20 protein-coding genes, 1 tRNA gene and 1 riboswitch are annotated in these 18,119 nt (G+C 70.9%); of the genes, 14 read left to right on the forward strand and 7 right to left on the reverse strand.

The window, feature by feature from the left end; genetic code table 11:
- Window positions 1–57: 57 nt before the first annotated feature.
- The 14 genes from ACIRC0_RS02805 to ACIRC0_RS02870 all read left to right on the forward strand — a co-directional run bounded on the left by ACIRC0_RS02805 (window position 58) and on the right by ACIRC0_RS02870 (window position 12,760).
- Window positions 58–315 (forward strand): WhiB family transcriptional regulator, encoded by a 258-nt coding sequence (locus ACIRC0_RS02805; protein WP_403610314.1) that lies wholly within the window; start codon window positions 58–60, stop codon window positions 313–315.
- Entirely contained in the window at window positions 312–794 is a 483-nt protein-coding gene (locus ACIRC0_RS02810; protein ID WP_403610315.1) for a Dps family protein, read from the forward strand. Before ACIRC0_RS02805 ends, ACIRC0_RS02810 begins: the two co-directional genes overlap by 4 nt.
- Window positions 795–843: 49 nt before the next feature.
- Entirely contained in the window at window positions 844–1,182 is a 339-nt protein-coding gene (locus ACIRC0_RS02815) for a DUF3140 domain-containing protein (protein ID WP_403610318.1), read from the forward strand.
- A gap of 7 nt (window positions 1,183–1,189) precedes the next feature.
- Entirely contained in the window at window positions 1,190–1,846 is a 657-nt protein-coding gene (locus ACIRC0_RS02820; protein WP_403610321.1) for an endonuclease, read from the forward strand.
- A gap of 230 nt (window positions 1,847–2,076) precedes the next feature.
- On the forward strand, window positions 2,077–3,408 hold the full coding sequence (locus ACIRC0_RS02825; protein ID WP_403610324.1) for a jacalin-like lectin: 1,332 nt from the start codon (window positions 2,077–2,079) through the stop codon (window positions 3,406–3,408).
- Window positions 3,409–3,499: 91 nt separating this feature from the next.
- Window positions 3,500–3,594: riboswitch (TPP riboswitch) on the forward strand.
- Entirely contained in the window at window positions 3,586–5,004 is a 1,419-nt protein-coding gene (locus ACIRC0_RS02830; RefSeq protein WP_403610326.1) for a purine-cytosine permease family protein, read from the forward strand. Its footprint overlaps the riboswitch before it by 9 nt.
- Entirely contained in the window at window positions 5,001–5,798 is a 798-nt protein-coding gene (gene thiD, locus ACIRC0_RS02835) for a bifunctional hydroxymethylpyrimidine kinase/phosphomethylpyrimidine kinase (RefSeq protein ID WP_403610328.1), read from the forward strand. The genes ACIRC0_RS02830 and thiD overlap by 4 nt, the downstream gene beginning before the upstream one ends.
- A 113-nt stretch (window positions 5,799–5,911) precedes the next feature.
- Window positions 5,912–7,168 carry an arsenic transporter gene (locus tag ACIRC0_RS02840; RefSeq protein ID WP_403612665.1) on the forward strand — a complete coding sequence of 419 codons (1,257 nt, stop codon included), beginning with the start codon at window positions 5,912–5,914 and terminating at the stop codon, window positions 7,166–7,168.
- 156 nt (window positions 7,169–7,324) lie between these two features.
- Window positions 7,325–8,767, forward strand: coding sequence for an NADP-dependent phosphogluconate dehydrogenase (gene gndA / locus ACIRC0_RS02845; RefSeq protein ID WP_403610330.1), 1,443 nt, complete (start codon window positions 7,325–7,327; stop codon window positions 8,765–8,767).
- Window positions 8,768–8,904: 137 nt separating this feature from the next.
- Complete coding sequence (lpdA, locus tag ACIRC0_RS02850) at window positions 8,905–10,302, forward strand: dihydrolipoyl dehydrogenase (protein WP_403610333.1); 1,398 nt, start codon at window positions 8,905–8,907, stop codon at window positions 10,300–10,302.
- 126 nt (window positions 10,303–10,428) lie between these two features.
- Complete coding sequence (locus tag ACIRC0_RS02855; RefSeq protein WP_403610335.1) at window positions 10,429–11,049, forward strand: TetR/AcrR family transcriptional regulator; 621 nt, start codon at window positions 10,429–10,431, stop codon at window positions 11,047–11,049.
- Window positions 11,050–11,388: 339 nt separating this feature from the next.
- Window positions 11,389–11,997, forward strand: a complete 609-nt coding sequence (gene wrbA, locus ACIRC0_RS02860) for an NAD(P)H:quinone oxidoreductase (RefSeq protein ID WP_403610336.1) — start codon at window positions 11,389–11,391, stop codon at window positions 11,995–11,997.
- A 44-nt stretch (window positions 11,998–12,041) separates the two neighbouring features.
- A complete protein-coding gene (locus ACIRC0_RS02865) occupies window positions 12,042–12,341 on the forward strand; it encodes a muconolactone Delta-isomerase family protein (RefSeq protein ID WP_403610339.1) in 300 nt (99 codons plus the stop codon).
- 47 nt (window positions 12,342–12,388) lie between these two features.
- A complete protein-coding gene (locus ACIRC0_RS02870) occupies window positions 12,389–12,760 on the forward strand; it encodes a YybH family protein (protein ID WP_403610341.1) in 372 nt (123 codons plus the stop codon).
- 99 nt (window positions 12,761–12,859) lie between these two features.
- Here the strand turns inward: ACIRC0_RS02870 and ACIRC0_RS02875 are convergent.
- From ACIRC0_RS02875 to tdh, 7 genes are all read right to left on the reverse strand, one after another.
- Window positions 12,860–12,933 (reverse strand) — tRNA-Pro (locus ACIRC0_RS02875).
- Between the two features lie 92 nt (window positions 12,934–13,025).
- Window positions 13,026–13,397, reverse strand: a complete 372-nt coding sequence (locus tag ACIRC0_RS02880) for an MmcQ/YjbR family DNA-binding protein (protein WP_403610344.1) — start codon at window positions 13,395–13,397, stop codon at window positions 13,026–13,028.
- A 42-nt stretch (window positions 13,398–13,439) separates the two neighbouring features.
- Window positions 13,440–13,970, reverse strand: coding sequence for a GNAT family N-acetyltransferase (locus ACIRC0_RS02885; protein ID WP_403610347.1), 531 nt, complete (start codon window positions 13,968–13,970; stop codon window positions 13,440–13,442).
- Complete coding sequence (locus ACIRC0_RS02890) at window positions 13,967–14,584, reverse strand: helix-turn-helix domain-containing protein (protein WP_403610351.1); 618 nt, start codon at window positions 14,582–14,584, stop codon at window positions 13,967–13,969. Before ACIRC0_RS02890 ends, ACIRC0_RS02885 begins: the two co-directional genes overlap by 4 nt.
- A gap of 88 nt (window positions 14,585–14,672) precedes the next feature.
- The gene (locus ACIRC0_RS02895) at window positions 14,673–15,578 is read right to left on the reverse strand and encodes a LysR family transcriptional regulator (protein WP_403610354.1); all 906 of its coding nucleotides are present in this window, start codon (window positions 15,576–15,578) and stop codon (window positions 14,673–14,675) included.
- A 32-nt stretch (window positions 15,579–15,610) separates the two neighbouring features.
- Window positions 15,611–16,810, reverse strand: a complete 1,200-nt coding sequence (locus ACIRC0_RS02900; protein WP_403610357.1) for a glycine C-acetyltransferase — start codon at window positions 16,808–16,810, stop codon at window positions 15,611–15,613.
- A 35-nt stretch (window positions 16,811–16,845) separates the two neighbouring features.
- The gene (gene tdh / locus ACIRC0_RS02905) at window positions 16,846–17,874 is read right to left on the reverse strand and encodes an L-threonine 3-dehydrogenase (protein ID WP_403610360.1); all 1,029 of its coding nucleotides are present in this window, start codon (window positions 17,872–17,874) and stop codon (window positions 16,846–16,848) included.
- Between the last annotated feature and the right edge of the window lie 245 nt (window positions 17,875–18,119).

Consider the following 18,119-nt stretch of genomic DNA (forward strand, 5'->3'; position numbering starts at 1 on the left):
GGAAGGGGGGCGCTCCCGCCGGGTTTCACCTGATCGGTCCTGGGGACCCGGGCGCGCATGGAGTGGTTGCGGCAAGCGGCGTGCGTGGGTGAGGACCCCGAGCTGTTCTTCCCCGTCGGGACGGCGGGGCCCGCCGTCGAGGAGACCGCCGCCGCCAAGCGCGTCTGCCGCCGCTGCCCCGTCATGGGCGAGTGCCTGGACTGGGCGCTGGGCAGCGGGCAGACGGCGGGCGTGTGGGGCGGCACCGGCGAGCAGGAGCGTGCCGAACTGCTCCGTGCCACGAACGACCGACCGACAAGGAGAAGCGCGCGATGACCGTGGTGCACAGCACGCTGCCCGAGCCCGCACGCCGGGTCACCGGGGAGGCCCTGCAGGAGACCCTGGTGGATCTGCTCGGGCTGTCCCTGGTCGGGAAGCAGGCCCACTGGAACATCGTCGGACCCAGGTTCCGTTCGATCCACCTCCAGCTCGACGAGGTGGTCGACACCGCACGCTCGTACGCCGACACGGTGGCCGAGCGGGCGTCCGCGCTCGGTGTGCCGCCGGACGGCCGCCCGGAGACCATCGCGTCCGTCTACGGCCTGCCCGGCACGAAGGAGGGCTGGCTGCGGGACACCGAGGTCGTGGGCCTGATGGTGGAGTCGCTGGAAGCGGCGATCGGGCGGCTGCGCAAGCGGATCGACGCCACCGCGGAGGCCGATCCCGTCACCCAGGACCTGCTGATCGGGATCACCGCGGAGCTGGAGAAGCAGCGCTGGATGTTCGAGGCCGAGAACTGGCCGCGCGAGGAGTGAGCCCGAGCCCGAGCGGAACCCGACCATCGAGGGTGGAGAGGAGTACACCATGACCGACGCCCTGGAGATGGACGCGCTGTGGGAGGACTTCCACCGGGTGGTGAACATGACCTCCCAGGAACTGGCGGCCTGGCTGCGGGTCCGGGACGCCGAGGAGGAGAGCGAGCCACTGCCGGAGGAGGCGGGCACGCCCACCGGACGGCACGTCCTGTCGATCCTGCAGAAGCGGCGCACCGACCTCACCGACGACGACGTCCGGGTGATGCGCAAGGTGGTGGACACGGTCACCTCCGAGGTGGACGTGGAGAACGAGCCGGAGGCCGAGGACGAGCACCTGCGCCACCGGCTCATGACGCTGGGGCACGACCCGCTCAAGGCGTCACGGTGAGGCCGCCATGGGACGGGACGACAGAGCCGCCGAGGTGATCGGGGAACTCGTCGGCGAGCACGGGCAGACCTACGCGGAAGAGGCGGGGATCCGGCTCAAGGACGCCCCGCAGCCGCTGTACCGGCTGCTGTTGATGGCCCTGCTGCTCAGCGCCCGCATCCGCTCCTCGATCGCCCTGGCCACGGTGCGGGCGCTTCAGGAGGCGGGCCTGAAGGACCCGCGCCACATGGCGCAGGCGGACTGGCAGGAGCGGGTCGACGCGCTGGGGCGGGGCGGCTACCGGCGCTACGACGAGCGGACGGCGACCCAACTGGGCGTCGGTGCCGAGTTGCTGACTGAGCGTTGGGGCGGAGACCTGCGGCGGCTGCGGAAGGAGGCCGACGGCGACGTCCCCGCCCTGCGCCGGCTGTTGCAGGAGATACCGGGGATCGGACCGGCCGGCGCGGACATCTTCCTGCGCGAGGTGCAGCGCGTGTGGCCCGAGGTGGCTCCCTACCTGGACGCGAAGGCACTGTCGGGTGCGGAGCGACTGGGGCTGCCGAAGGACCCGGAGCAGCTGCTGAAGCTGACGAAGGACACCGAACCGGCGGTGCTGGCAGCGGCGTTGGTGCGCGCCGCACTCGACAAGAAGCTGGCGGAAGAGGTGCGGCAGCACGCGGCATGAGGGCGGGCTCGGGGTGGGCACCCTGTGGGGGCAGGACGAGTTGCCCCGTCAGCGCCCGCCGCGAGCCTTCCCGCACCGGACACCGACGCCTCGGCGTCGCCGACACCGCGGCGACCGGCAGGTGAAATCTTCACCGGGAGCGGAGAAAGCGCCTTCTCCCAGAGACTCGCCCGCTACGTTTTGACATGCGCGCAACACTCCCTCCCGTCACCCCCCAGGAGCCGTTCCCCATGCGCAGACTCCTCGCCACCCTCGCGGCGGCCGCCGCCGCGCTCGGCGGACTCACGGTCACCGCGCCCACCGCCACGGCGGCCGACTCGGGCACGTTCCGCGTGCTCGGCTACAACGTCGCCGGTCTCCCCGAGGGCATCTCCAGCGCCCCGACACCGCGCCAGTCGAGCACCACGACGATCGGCTCACGCCTCGGCCCGTACGACATCGTCCAGGTCCAGGAGGACTTCAACTACCACGCGTACCTGTACGCCGCGGACTCCCACCCGTACCGCACGCCCACCAGCGGCGGCGCCGGCGTCGGCAGCGGACTCAACACGCTGTCCGGTATCCCGTACGACACAGACGACTTCGAGCGCGTGCACTGGAACTCGTGCCAGTACGACTCGGGGGACTGCCTCACCCCCAAGGGCTTCACGTTCATGCGGGAGCGCCTGGCCGAGGGCGTCTACGTCGACTTCTACAACCTGCACACCAACGCCGGGACGAACGACGGCGATCTGGCCTCGCGCGCGGACAACCTCAACCAGCTGACGGACTTCATCAAGACCCACTCCGCGGGCAACGCCGTCGTCGTCATGGGCGACACCAACACCCGCTACACGCGCTCGGGTGACACGATCGCCGAGTTCGCCGCTGCGAACGGCCTCACCGACGCCTGGGTCAAGCTGGTGCGCGGCGGCACCCCGCCCGCCAAGGGCAGCGACCCGCTGCTCTGCGACGAGAACGCGGTCACCAACAGCTGCGAGGTCGTCGACAAGATCCTCTACCGGGGCAGCAAACTCGTCTCGCTCAACGCCACCGCGTACAACAACGAGCACGCCAAGTTCCTCACCGACGACGGCAAGATGCTCTCCGACCACGACCCGATCACCGCGACGTTCAGCTGGACGCGCAACTCCGCCTTCCAGCTCAGCGACCAGTTCGGCGGGCCGCACGGCGACTACTACGACGACATCGACAGCGTCCCGGCCGGCGCCCGGGCGACCGGCATCTCGCTGCGCAGCGGCTCCCGTGTCGACCAGGTCGGCGTGACGCTGGCGGGCGGCACCACGCTCGTGCACGGCGGCACCGGCGGCACGGCATCCTCGCTGACCCTGGGGAGCGACGAGTACGTGACAAGCGCGCAGCTCTGTGAGGGCCGGTACGACGGCCGCACGAGGATCTTCTCCGCGAAGTTCACGACCAACCTCGGCCGCAGCCTGGCGGGCGGTACCACCACGTCCGACTGCGTGACCCGCACGGCGCCCTCCGGCTGGCAGATCGCGGGGTTCCACGGGCGCTCCGGTGACGAGGTCGACAAGATCGGCTTCATCTACACCCGGCGCTGACGCGCCACCAAGACCTCGTGAGGGCCGCTGACCGACCCGGCAGCGGCCCTCACGTATGGCCGATTCCCGTCCTCGGGTTAGTCTTGCCGCCGTACCGGACACGGGGTGCCCCATCTGCGGGCTGAGATCACACCCGTCGAACCTGAACCAGTTCGTACTGGCGGAGGGATGTCTTTCATGCCATCGGCGCATGTCTCGGGCGGGCTGCCCACAGGCGGCCGGAGCACCGTCTTCGACGGGCGGATGCCCACCGCTCCCGGCGACCTCAGGGTCGAGGGCCACGGCATCGAGCCGGTCCCCGAGACGAATCGTTACGGCGGGGCGGGCCGGCTGTTCACCGTGTGGTTCGCCCCCAATCTGACCATGACGGGCGTGTTCACCGGGACCATCGGCATCGCGCTCGGCCTGGACTTCACCACCGCACTCGCCGCCGTCGTCCTCGGCACGGTGCTGGGCGCGGTGCCCACCGCCTATCTGAGCACCTGGGGCAGCCGCACCGGAGCCGGCCAGCTGCCGCTCGCCCGGCTGGCGTTCGGGCGCGCGGTGGTGCTGCCCGGGGTGCTGCAGTGGCTGTCCTCGATCGCCTGGGACGCGCTGATCGGGCTGTTCGGCGGCGATGCGCTGGCGCGGCTCGCCGGCTGGCCGTTCTGGCTGGGCGTCCTGGTGGTGATGCTCGCCCAAGGACCCCTGGGGGTCCTCGGCTACGAGGCGATCCACCGGCTGCAACTCGTCATGACGTTCGTGCTGGCCGCCGCCTTCGCACTGATCGCCCTGCGCATGGCGGGCAGCGTGCACCCCGCCTGGACGGGCACCGCGCACGGCGCGGACCGGGTGGGCGCCTTCGTGCTGACCAGCACCATCGCGCTCAGCCTGTCGCTGTCCTGGGCGCCGTACGCCAGCGACTTCAGCCGCTATCTGCCGCGCGGCACCTCACGGTCCCGGATGTTCTGGTGCACGCTGCTCGGTCTCGTGGTGTCCTTCGTGGCCGTGCAGGTCCTCGGGCTGTGGGGCGCGTCGGTGCTGACCGACCAGACGGCCGCGGGCGTGGACCATGTGCTGGGCGGGGGCGCGGCCGGTGCCTTCGGGCTGCTGGCCGTGGCGCTGGCGGCGCTCGCCAGCAATGCGATGAACGACTACAGCGGCTCCTTGGCACTGCAGACCGTCGGGGTGCGCCTGCCGCGTCCGCTGGCCGCCGCCCTCGCCGTGGTGCTCGGCTTTCCGCTGGTGCTGTGGATGCACGCGGCGAACACCACCGCCCGCTTCCAGAACGTGCTGCTGTTCGTGAGCTACTGGATCCCCGGGTTCGTGGCGATCGTCGTCGTCGACTGGCTCGCACGGCGCGGCGCCGCGGTCGACCTCGCCGCCTGGACCGCCCGGCCGCGCTCCGTGTGGCCGCCGCTGCTGGCGTTCGTCGGCGCCTTCGCCGCGGCGGTGCCGTTCATGGACACCGGCCTGTACGTGGGCCCGGCCGCCCACGCGCTGCACGGCGCCGACGTCTCCTACTACGTGGCGTTCCTGGTCGCCCTCGCGCTGTACGCCCCGCTGCGCCTCCGGGAGGAGAGCCGCGTGCGCGTCCGAGAGGAGGGCCGCGCATGACCGCGCCGCCCCGTGTCCTGACCATCGCCGGCTCCGACTCCGGCGGCGGCGCCGGGATCCAGGCCGACCTGAAGACCATGCTGGCGCTCGGCGCCCACGGGATGAGCGTGATCACCGCGGTCACGGCGCAGAACTCCGTGGGGGTGCAGGGGGCGTGGGAGCTGCCCGTGGAGGCGGTGCGCGCCCAGTACCGCAGCGTCGTCGACGACATCGGCGTGCAGGCGGTCAAGACGGGCATGCTCGCCTCGCCCGCGCTGGTCCAGGCGGTGGCCGACCTGCTCACGGACGTGCCGGCACCGGTCGTCGTGGACCCGGTGAGCGTCTCCAAGCACGGCGACCGGCTGCTCGCCGACGACGCCCTGGACGCCGTACGGACCAGGTTGCTGCCGCTCGCCACGGTGGCCACGCCGAACCTGGACGAGGTCGCGGAGCTGACCGGCATCACGGTGACCGACGAGGCGGGCATGCGCCGCGCGGCCGACCGTCTGCTGTCGTACGGGCCCCGGTGGGTGCTCGTGAAGGGCGGGCATCTGCCCGGCGAGGCCACCGACCTGCTCACGGACGGCCGGCAGGAGCACTGGCTGCGCGCTCCGCGCCACGACAACCGCCACACCCACGGCACGGGCTGCACCCTCGCCTCGGCCGTCGCGGTCGGTCTCGCGCAGGGCCTCGCGGTGCCGGAGGCGGTGCGGCAGGCCAAGGACTACGTCACGGAGGCGATCGCGGCGGGCTTCGCGCTCGGCGCCGGCATCGGACCGGTGGACCACGGCTGGAGGCTGCGTGCGCGCACGTGACGGTGGCCGGGGAAAGGAGCCCGCCCTCAAGGGGGTGCCTCGGGTCAAGGCGTCACAGGTCGATCTGATGTGATGGACGGGCACCGCCGATCCTTTCCCGTAAGGACCGAACCCTGAACACCCCGCTCGCCGAGGCTCTCTCCGTCGTCCTCCTCGTCGCCGTCCTGGCCGGCGCGGTGGTGCGTCCCTTCCGACTGCCGGAGGCGGTCTGGGCGGTTCCGGCCGCCGGGATCGCCATCCTGACCGGCGCCATCAGCCTGGACCACGCGCGGGCCGAGGCCGAGCGCCTGGGCCCGGTGGTCGGCTTCCTGGCGGCCGTGCTGGTGCTGGCCCACTTCTGTGACGTGGAGGGGCTGTTCCAGGCCTGCGGCGCCTGGATGGCGCGCTGGGCGGCGGGCCGTCCCGGGCGGCTGCTGACCGCCGTGTTCGCCCTCGCCTCGCTGATCACCGCGGTGCTGAGCCTGGACGCCACCGTCGTGCTGCTCACGCCCGTCGTGTTCGCCACCGCGGCCCGCATGGGCGCCCGACCCAAGCCGCACCTGTACGCCTGCACCCATCTGTCGAACACCGCCTCGCTGCTGCTGCCGGTCTCCAATCTCACCAATCTGCTCGCGTTCGGTGCGGCCGGGCTGAGCTTCACCCGTTTCGCCGCGTTGATGGTGCTGCCGTGGCTGGTGGCGGTGGCCGTCGAGTATGCCGTCTTCCGGCGTTTCTTCCGCCACGACCTGGACGCGGGCGCCACCGAAGAGGACCACGGCGAGCCGCCGAGGCTGCCGCTGTTCGCGCTGGTGACGGTCGCCTGCACCCTGGCGGGGTTCGTGGTGGCCTCCGCGTTCGGTGTCGACCCGGCGTGGTCGGCGGCGGCCGGGGCGCTGGTGCTCGCCGTGCGCGGACTCCTCCGGCACCGGGCCACCCCGCTGACGGTGGTGCGCGCGGCGGCGCCGTCCTTCCTGGCGTTCGTGCTGGCGCTCGGCGTCGTGGTCCGCGCGGTCGTCGACAACGGTCTCGCCGGCGCTCTCGGGCATGTCATCCCCGGCGGCACCGGCCTGCCCGCGCTGCTCGGGGTCGCGGCCCTGGCGGCCGTGCTGGCCAACCTGATCAACAATCTGCCGGCGGTCCTGGTGCTGCTGCCGCTGGCCGCCCCGTCCGGTCCCGGAGCGGTGCTCGCCGTCCTGCTCGGCGTGAACATCGGCCCCAACCTCACCTACGCCGGTTCGCTGGCCACGCTGCTGTGGCGCCGGATCGTCCACCAGCACGACCACGGCGTCGACCTCAAGGAGTTCACGCGCCTCGGCGCGATCGCCGTGCCGACCGCGCTGGCGGGCGCGGTGGTGGCGCTGTGGGCGTCCCTCCACGTCGTCGGGACCTGAGCCGGCTCCGGGTCCCGCGCGTTCCGGCTCCCGGGCGGTGAGCAACTCCCGCCCCGCCGTCCGTACATCGGTACGGCGGTACGAGCCGTACCGAGCGACATCCGCCGTGCCCGACCCACACGCGGGGGCGGCGGATCCGGACCCAAGGAGCACAGCATGCAGGCGACCGCGCAGATCGGCGTCACCGGGCTCGCGGTGATGGGCCGCAACCTGGCCCGGAACTTCGCGCGCAACGGGTACACCGTCGCCGTGCACAACCGCACCCCGGCCAGGACGAAGACGCTGATCGAGGACTTCGGGCACGAGGGCGCGTTCGTGGCCGCCGAGACGGCCGAGGAGTTCGTGGCGGCGCTGGAGCGGCCCCGCCGCCTGATGATCATGGTGCAGGCGGGGGCGGCGACCGATGCCGTGATCGAGGAGTTCGCCCCGCTCCTGGAGCCCGGCGACATGATCATCGACGGTGGCAACGCGCACTTCGCCGACACCCGTCGGCGTGAGCGGGCGCTGCGCGAGCGTGGCATCCACTTCGTCGGCGTGGGTGTCTCCGGCGGCGAGGAGGGGGCGCTGAACGGGCCGAGCATCATGCCCGGCGGCTCACCGGAGTCGTACGCCGCTCTCGGCCCGATGTTCGAGAAGATCAGCGCCAAGGTGGACGGCGAACCGTGCGCGACCCATGTCGGCACCGACGGCGCCGGGCACTTCGTGAAGATGGTCCACAACGGCATCGAGTACGCCGACATGCAGCTGATCGGCGAGGCCTACGACCTGCTGCGCCAGGTGGCCGGCTTCTCCCCCGCCACGATCGCGGAGATCTTCCGCCAGTGGAACAAGGGGCGCCTGGACTCGTATCTGATCGAGATCACGGCGGAGGTGCTGTCGCATGTGGACGCGGCGACCGGCAGGCCGTTCGTGGACGTCGTAGCCGACGCGGCCGGGCAGAAGGGCACCGGGCGCTGGACCGTGCAGACCGCGCTGGAACTGGGCTCCCCGGTGACCGCGATCGCCCAGGCCACCTTCGCCCGCGCCGCCTCCGGGCAGTCCGCGCTGCGCTCCGCGTACCGGGGGCTGCCCGGAGGCACGAACTGGGACCTGACCCCGTACGAGGCCGAGCGCTTCACCGCTCAGGTGGAGCAGGCCCTGTACGCATCCAAGCTGATCGCCTACGACCAGGGCTGGAAGATGATCCTGGACGCGGCCAAGGAGTTCGGCTGGAAGATCGACCTGGGGGCCGTCGCGAAGATCTGGCGCGGCGGCTGCATCATCCGGGCCGCCTTCCTGGACCGCATACGTGCCGCCTACGCGGCCGATCCGCGCCTGGTCAGTCTGCTGTCCGACGCGGGTTTCGCCGCGGAGATCGCCGAGGCGCAGGTGCCGTGGCGCGAGGTGATCGCCACCGCGGCCCGTCGGGGCGTGCCGGTGCCCGCGTTCTCCGCCGCGCTGTCGTACTACGACTCCCTGCGCGCCGACCGCCTGCCGGCCGCGCTCACCCAGGGCCAGCGCGACTACTTCGGCGCCCACACCTACCGGCGCGTCGACCGCGAGGGCAGCTACCACACCCTCTGGGGCACGCCGGGCCGCACGGAGACGGAGGTGATCTGAGACCGGCGCACCACCGGGCTCCCCGAGCGGGAGCCCGACCCGGAGAGCGACTTGCCGAACCGGCGGGCCCGGCGCAGGCCGGGCGAAGCCGTTGCGATCAAGCGGGCGGAAACATGATTCGACGGTAAGGTCGATCCATGAACGCAGAGTTCGATGTGGTGGTCCTGGGGGCAGGCCCCGGCGGTTACGTGGCAGCCATTCGCGCCGCCCAACTCGGCCTGAGGACCGCCATCGTCGAAGGACGGTTCTGGGGCGGCATCTGTCTGAACATCGGGTGCATCCCTGCGAAGGCGCTGCTGAGGAACGCGGAGCTGGCGCACCTCGTCGTCCACGAAGCGGACGCCTACGGCCTGAAGTTCGACGGGCAGGTCGGCCTCGACTACCGGGCGGCCTACCTCAGGAGCCGCAAGGTGGCCGACGGGCGGGCCAAAGGCGTCGGCTACCTCATGCGCAAGAACGGCATCGCGCAGTTCGAGGGCCAGGGGTCGTTCATCGACCCGCACACCATGAACGTCCGGATGTCCGGCGAAGAGGCCACCCTCACCTTCGCCCACTGCATCATCGCCACCGGCTCGACCGTGAAGCTGCTGCCGGGCACCCGTCTCGGCAAGCGCATCGTGACCTACGAGGAGCAGATCCTCTCCGACAGCCTGCCGGCCAGCATCGTCATCGCGGGCGCCGGTGCCATCGGGGTGGAGTTCGCCTACCTGCTGCGGGCCTACGGCGTCCAGGTCACGCTGGTCGAGTTCCTCGACCGGGTCGCTCCCCTGGAGGACGAGGAGGTCTCGGCGGAGCTCGCCCGGCAGTTCCGCCGGCAGGGAATCACGGTCATGACCTCCACCCGCGTGGAGTCCATGGAGGAGACCGCGGACGGCGTCCGCGTCGTCGTCTCACAGGACGGCCAGGAAAAGACACTGGAAGCGGAGAAGGTGCTCCAGGCCACGGGCTTTCAGCCCCGCACGGCCGGATACGGGCTGGCGAACGCGGGCGTCCGGCTCACGGATCGCGGCGCGATCGACGTCGACGGCCGGTGCCGCACCAGCCAGTCGCACATCTTCGCCATCGGGGACGTGACGGCGAAGTTGATGCTCGCGCACACGGCGGAGGCCATGGGCGTCATCGCCGCGGAGACCATCGCGGGCGCCGAGACGATGGAACTCGACTACCGCATGATTCCCCGCGCCACCTTCTGCCGGCCCCAGATCGCGAGCTTCGGCTGGACCGAGGCGGAGGCCAGGACGGAGGGCTTCGACGTCCGCGTCGCGAAGTTCCCCTTCACCGCGAACGCCAAGGCGCACGGCTTCGGCGAAACGGCCGGCTTCGTGAAGCTCGTCAGCGATGCCCGCCACGGCGAACTCCTGGGGGGCCACCTGATCGGGCCGGACGTCACGGAACTGCTCCCGGAACTGACCCTCGCCCAGAAATGGGACCTGACGGTGACCGAGCTCGTGAGGAACGTGCACGCGCATCCCACGCTGAGCGAGGCCGTCCAGGACGCGTTGCACGGTCTGGCCGGGCACATGATCAACCTGTGAGGACCGGCCCGCACAGGACTCGCTGCGCCCGGCATGGTCCTCTCCTCCAGGCCAGGTCTTCTCCGTCCAGGCCAGGTCTTCTCCGTCCAGACCAAGTAGTAGGCGGGTGGTCGTATACTGCGTGGTATGGGACGCACCAGTGACGCCAAGGAGAAGATCCTCACAGCTGCGCAGTCGCTCATCGAACTGCGGGGATACTCCGCACTGGGCGTGGCCGAGATCTGCAAGACGGCCGGGGTGCCCAAGGGCAGCTTCTACTACTTCTTCGAGTCCAAAGAGGCTCTGGCGCTGGCCGTCCTCGATGAACACTGGACCGCCCAACAGCGTGACTGGGCCCGCATCCTGCACAGCGAGGCGGAGCCCCTGGAGCGGCTCCGGCAGCTGTTCGAGGAGACCGAAGCGGCTCAGCGTGCCGGTCAGGCCAGTTGCGGCTCCGTCTCGGGGTGCATGTTCGGCAACCTCACCCTGGAGCTGAGCAACCAGACCGAGGCGATACGTGAGCGTCTGCAGCAGATCTTCGAGGCACAGGTCGCCATGGTGGAGGCGGTCGTCTCCGAGGCTCTCGCACGCGGAGAGGTCACCGTCTCCGACGCCCACGAAGCCGCTCGCTCGGTTGTCGCGCAACTCGAGGGCCAGGTGCTGTTCGCCAAGCTCTACAACAACACGTCCCAGCTCAGCGCCCTGTGGCTGAACTGCCTGGCGCTGCTGGGCGCTCGCGCGTCCGAGGAGCCGTGGGTCGCTGTGTGAGGCGCACCCCCCTCCGCCTCACCGGACCCGGGCGTCGGTGAGATGGACGGACCGGACCACCACTGCCGGGTCGATGACACTCCTGGGCAGTACACCTGCCTGGGCACTAGACCTGCCTGGGCACTAGACCCGGCAGCCGCCGATCAGGGCGAGGCCCCGACACTGAGGGCCCTCTGAGAACACTGTGAGACGCGCGGGGAAACGGACATCCCCCCGGACGAACGTCGGCGCAGACCCTGGCTTTGACTTTTGTCGACCGGTCGCCTAGCTTAGACGACCGGTCGGCTAATTCGCCTACCGCATCACCGCACCACCCCCTTACGAACGGAACTCACTGTTATGGCCACCCCCGTGAAGCTCGCGATCGTCTACTACTCATCCACCGGAACGATCGCCGAGATCGCGAAGGAGCTCCACGACGCCGCCATCAAGGCAGGGGCCGAAGTCCGCCTGCTGAAGGCCGCGGAACTGGCCCCCCGAAGCGCCATCGACTCCAACCCCGCCTGGGCCGCCAACCACACCGCCACCGCGGACATCCCCGAAGCCACCCCCGACGACATCGATTGGGCCGACGCCGTCGTCTTCGGCACCCCCACCCGCTTCGGCAACGTCTCCGCACAGCTCAAGCAGTTCATCGACACCCTCGGCGGCCTGTGGGCGCAGGGCAGGCTCGCCGACAAGGTCTACAGTGGCTTCGTCTCCACCGCGACCGCCCACGCCGGCCACGAGTCGACGCTTCTCGCCCTCTACAACTCCGTGCACCACTTCGGCGGCATCATCGTCACCCCCGGCTTCACCGATCCCGCCAAGTTCGTCGACGGCAACCCCTACGGCACCTCCCACGCGGACGGCCAGGGCAGCAACCCCGTCGACGACACCACCCGCACCGCCGCCCGCATCCAGGCCGAACGCGTCGTACAGATCGCCGCACAGATCAAGGCCGCCTGACGAGCCAACGGCGCGAGACGAGACAGCACAGAAGGGACATGACCATGAAGGAGTTCCTTGTGGAGCTCACCACCACCGTCCCCGAGGGCACCGAACCCGCCGAGGTCGACCGGCGCCGCGCTGCCGAAGCCGTCCGGGCCAAGGAGCTCGCCACCGCCGGCCACCTGGTCCGGCTGTGGCGCCCGGTGGGCGAACTGCGCAGCATCGGACTGTGGCGCGCCGCCGACGAGGACGAGCTCCGTGAGAAGGTCATCGGCACGCTGCCCCTGCGGCCCTGGATGACCGCGGTGGTCACCGCCGTACAGCCACACCCCAACGACCCCGGCAGGCCAGGCGCCGCCTGAACCGGCTCTGCCCCTCACTCACGAGAGAGCGCGAGAGGACACTTCTGATGAGCACCACGGCAGAGCATGAAGAGATCCTGCGTGGCGTCATGGACCGATGGAAGTCGGGCGTCGATGCTCACGAGCCGCAGCAGGTCGCCTCGTGCTTCACCGAAGACGCGATCTTCCAGGGACTTCACCCTTACGGTGTGGGCCGTCGAGCGGTCGCCGAGTACTACGACTCCCAGCCGATCGGGCTGACGGCGGAGTACCGCATTCTGGAAACAAGGCGGGTCGCCGAGGAAGTCGTGCTCGGATACCTGGGCGTCGACTTCTCCTTCACCGACCGCCCGACGATCAGGGTCACTCTCAGTGTGCTGATCAGGCGAACTGCCGACGGCTGGTCCATCAGCCACTACCAGGTGACCAAGCTCGACTGAGGGACGGCAAAGCGGCCGACGGTCGCCGCGATTCCCGGAAATGAGTCGGAGGCCGTATCGACATCCTCCGATACGGCCTCCGACCCGCTGTTTCGCAAGTCGGGACGACAGGATTTGAACCTGCGACCCCTTGACCCCCAGTCAAGTGCGCTACCAAGCTGCGCCACGTCCCGTTGCCCGTCTGACCTGGGGTTTCCCCTGGCCCAACGTGCACAGAAACAATACCGCACTCCGGGCCGTGGTCGCGCATCCCTTTATCCGGCGTTCACTCGCGGCGCGCCTCCCCCGCCGGGAGACCCAGGTCAGGATGGAGGTCGAGGAGGCGGGGCGGCGCCGCCTGTCGCCAGGAGTCGGCGAGGATGTCGCGCAGCTCGCTCTCGTCCTCCAGGACGGCGAGGCGCACCCGGATCCAGGCGAACTGTGCCTCGTGGTCGGCGACCCAGAACTTCGCGGGCTCCGCCAGGACCAGTTCGTCCCGCTCCTCCTTGGGGCACCGCACCGCCATGGACGACTCGTCCTCGGGCAGCGTGGCGAACATCTTCCCCGCGACCCGGAACGTGGGCATGCTCCAGGCGATCTTCTCCGTGCTGTCCGGCAGGGAGAGGGCGATACGGCGTACGTCTTCGGCGTCCGGCATGTCTCGCACCGTAGCCAACACCACTGACAATCGGGCGGCCGGTCAACGGGGGAGCGGCGCCACCTGCTTGTAGAAGATCGTCGTGGGCTGCAGGACACCCGCCGGGGTCGCCGCGAAGTCCGGTATCGAGCCGACGCTGGTCCAGCCCGCGGAGCGGTACAGCGACTCGGCGGGGCTGCCTGTCTCCGTGTCCAGGTGGAGCAGGGTGATCCCGGCCTCGGCGGCGGCCCGCTCCGCGGTGGCCAGCAGCCTGCGCGCAAGGCCCTTGCCGCGGGCCTCGCGGTGCACCATGAGTTTGACCAGTTCGGCCCGGTGGCGGCCGTTCGGCTTGTCCGGGAAGGCGAGGCTCACCGTGCCCGTCACCCGGTCCCCCGCCCGGGCCGCCCACACCGCGAGGCCGCCCGCGTCGACCGCGTCCGCCCGCGCCTTCCACCAGACCACGGCCGCTGCCCGGTCCAGCGGTGCGAGGAAGCCGATGGACGCCCCACTGTGCACGGTGTCGGTCAGCAGATCGGCCAGTTCCTCGGAGCGTGCCCGCACCTCGTCCCCGCCGAGTCTGTCGATGACGGTCACGGGAGCACCACCACCAGCGTGTACCGCACATCGTCCGGTCCCGGGCAGCGGAACCGCGTCGGCCCCCAGACCCGCATCCGCAGGCAGTCGCCGGCACTGAGGCGGTGTTCGACGTCTTGTGCGGTCACCTGCAGCGTTCCGTCGAGGACCCAGATGTGCTGCTCGAGCCCTGGCACGGGCGGCCGGTCGTAGGCGATGTCGGCTCCCGCCGTGAGCCGTCCCTCGACGACTTCGCCGCGCAGCCCGGGGTGCGGAGGGGACACCGACCGCCGTACGAAGCCTGACGCCGTGTCCTGCCACACCAACTGGTCGGCGGCGCGCACCACCTGCGCGGGCTCCGCCTCCACCTCGCTGAGCAGCCGGGACATCGTCCGGCCGTAGACGGCGCACAGCCGGTTCAGCAGCGCGGCGGTGGGGCTGATCTCGGCGCGTTCGGCACGGGACAGGGTCGAGCGGCTGACGCCGCTGCGCTCGGACAGCTCGTCCAGCGACCAGCCGCGTTCGGCCCGCAGCTCGGCGAGACGGGCCGCGAGCCGGGCGTCGACGGAGTCGACGGAGTCGATGGAGTCGATGGAGTCGATGGAGTCGATGGAGTCGACGAGATCGTTTCCCATAAGCGGGATGCTATCCCGAATATGAGATACGTGGGGCTGTACAGGACCCTGGGGATTTTCCAGATCTTCGGAGACGGGTCCGCGCCCGTCAGTCCACCGTCGCCGCCTCCGTCAGCGCGTCCAGCACCGGGCGGATCAGAGGATGCTCCTCCGCGCCCCGGCGCACGGCCGCGAAGACCCGGCGCGTGGGCGCGACACCGTCGACCGGACGCACCACCACGCCGGTGAGGTCCATGCCGCGCAGGGCGGAGCGGGGCACCAGTGCCACCCCCGCGTCCGCCGAGGCGAGGGCGACGACCGCCCGGAAGTCGTCCGAGGAGTGCTCGAGGCGGGGCTGGAACCCGGCGTGCTCGCAGGCCAGGACCACCACGTCATGGCAGGGGTTGCCGGGATACGGTCCGATCCACGGATCCTTGGCCAGTTCGGCGAGCGGGACCTCGGGGGCGTCGGCCAGGCGGTGGGTGACCGGTACGACGGCGTCGAAGGGCTCGGCGTACAGCGGGATGTGCGTGAGCCGGGGGTCGTCGGCGTCCGGCGCGCCCCGGTACTCCACGGCGACCGCCACGTCGACCTGCCGGTCGAGGACCATCGGCAGGCTCTCGTCGCCCTCCGCGTCCTGCACGCGGATGCGGATGCCGGGCGCGCTGCGGGCGAGCCGTGCCAGCGCGGGGGCGACGACCAGACCGATGCCGGTGGCGAAGGAGGCCAGCGTCACCGTGCCCGCCGAGCCCGCGCCGTAGGCCGCCAGCTCGGCCTCGGCGCGCTCCAGCTGGGCCAGGACGGCATGGGTGTGGCTGAGCAGGATCTCGCCGGCCGGAGTGAGCCGTACCCCCTTGGCGCCTCGCTCGACGAGCCGGTGGCCGGTCTCCTGTTCCAGCGCGGTGAGCTGCTGGGACACCGCGGACGGGGTGAGGTAGAGCGCGGCGGCAGCGGCCGTCACGGTGCGGTGGTCGGCCACCGCACGGAGGATGTGCAGCCGCCGTGCTTCGATCATGCGAACGATTATCGCAAGAGGTCCGGGTCGCCTCAGACGTCCAGTTCCGCCCGGGCCCCCACGAAGGCGTCGACGGCGCGGTGGACGTCGTCCGTGGAGTGCGCCGCGGACAGCTGCACCCGGATCCGGGCCTGGCCCTGCGGGACCACCGGGTAGGAGAAGCCGATGACGTACACGCCCCGCTCCAGGAGCAGCTCGGCCAGGCGTCCGGCCTTCGCGGCGTCACCGATCATGACCGGGGCGATCGGGTGGTCGCCCGGCAGGACGTCGAAGCCCTCCTCGGTCATCCGGCGGCGGAAGAGAGCGGTGTTCTCGTTCAGCTTCTCGCGCAGGTCGCCCGCCGACTCCAGCAGGTCGAGCACCTTGAGGGAGGCCGCGGCGATCACCGGGGCGAGGGTGTTGGAGAAGAGGTACGGCCGGGAGCGCTGGCGCAGCAGGGCGACGATCTCGGCGCGGGCGGCGACGTAACCGCCGGAGGCGCCGCCGAGCGCCTTGCCGAGGGTGCCCGTGACGATGTCGACGCGGTCCATGACGCCGTGCAGCTCGGGGGTGCCGCGACCGCCGGGGCCGACGAAGCCGACGGCGTGCGAGTCGTCGACCATCACCATGGCGTCGTAGCGGTCCGCGAGGTCGCAGATCTCACGCAGCGGGGCCACGTAGCCGTCCATGGAGAACACGCCGTCGGTGACGATCAGCTTGCGGCGGGCGCCCCCCTCGGTGGCCTCCTTCAGCTGCCGTTCCAGATCGGCGAGGTCGCGGTTGGCGTAGCGGAAGCGGCGGGCCTTGGACAGGCGGATGCCGTCGATGATCGAGGCGTGGTTGAGGGCGTCGGAGATGACCGCGTCCTGCTCGCCGAGCAGGGTCTCGAACACACCGCCGTTGGCGTCGAAGCAGGAGGAGTACAGGATGGTGTCCTCCTGGCCGAGGAAGGCCGAGAGGCGCGCCTCCAGCTCCTTGTGGACCTCCTGGGTGCCGCAGATGAAGCGCACCGACGCCATGCCGTAGCCCCACCGGTCCAGCGCCGCGTGGGCGGCGGTGATCACCTCGGGGTGGTCGGCGAGGCCGAGGTAGTTGTTGGCGCAGAAGTTGAGCACCTCGCCGGGGCGGCCGCCCGCGGTGACGTCGACGGTCGCGGACTGCGGGGTGCCGATCACGCGCTCGGGCTTGTGCAGCCCGGCGGCGCGGATCTCGTCGAGGGTGGCGCGCAGGTCGTCGCGCACGGAGTCGAACATGGAGAGGCTCCTAAAGTGCTTACGCCGGGAGGGAGTTACGCGGTCCAGTCGAGGATGATCTTGCCGCCGCGGCCGCTCGCCGCGTCGGCGAACGCGGCCTCGTGGTCGCGGTAGTCGTACCGGCCGGTGATCACGGGTGCCAGGTCGAGGCCGCCCTCCAGCAGGACGGACATCGCGTACCACGTCTCGAACATCTCGCGGCCGTAGATGCCCTTGATGGTGATCATCGAGGTGACGATGCGCGCCCAGTCGACGGGGAACTCCTGGGACGGCAGACCGAGCATCGCGATGCGGCCGCCGTGCGTCATGTTGGCGATCATGTCGCGCATCGCCTCGGGGCGGCCGGACATCTCCAGGCCGATGTCGAAGCCCTCCCGCAGGCCGAGTTCGCGCTGGCCGTCGGCGATGGTCGCCTTGGAGACGTCCAGGGCGAGGCTCACGCCGATCTTGCGGGCGAGGTCCAGGCGCTCCTCGCTGACGTCGGTGATCACGACGTTGCGGGCGCCCGCGTGCCGGGCCACGGCGGCGGCCATCAGGCCGATCGGGCCGGCGCCGGTGATCAGGACGTCCTCGCCGACCAGCGGGAAGGACAGGGCCGTGTGCACGGCGTTGCCGAACGGGTCGAAGATCGCGGCGACATCGAGGTCGACGGGAACGCGGTGCACCCACACGTTCGTGGCGGGCAGCACCACGTACTCGGCGAACGCGCCGTCCCGTCCGACACCGAGCCCGACGGTCGCCCGGCACAGATGACGGCGCCCGGCGAGGCAGTTGCGGCACTTCCCGCACACCAGGTGGCCCTCGCCGCTGACCCGGTCACCGACGCCCACATCGGTGACGTCCCGTCCGGTGGCGACTACCTCGCCCACGAACTCGTGCCCGACGACCAGGGGCGTGCGGATCGCCTGCCGCGCCCAGCCGTCCCAGGCGCGGATGTGCAGGTCGGTTCCGCAGATCCCGGTCCGCAGCACCTTGATCAGTACGTCGCCCGGGCCGACGGCGGGCTCCGGAACGTCCATGAGCCGGAGCCCTGGTTCCGCCTTGTCCTTGACCAGCGCCTTCAACGCTACGGCTCCTGGGAGTGAGGCCCGGCGCAGGGCATGCCGAAGGGGCCCGCGCCGGGGGAAGGATGTGAAGTCGCTCAGAAATCTGCCGCATCGGGGATCGGCGGTCCATCGAGGATTTCTTAAGCGCGACCGCAGCTTTCCTTCACGCCCGGCGCTGCCGACCGCTTTCCTTCACGCCCGGCGCTGCCGACCGCTTTCCTTCATGCCGCGCGCTGCGGACCGCTTCCCCTCACGCCCCGCGC

This window comes from Streptomyces sp. NPDC093984 (genome assembly GCF_044764595.1).
Taxonomy (GTDB): domain Bacteria; phylum Actinomycetota; class Actinomycetes; order Streptomycetales; family Streptomycetaceae; genus Streptomyces; species Streptomyces cynarae.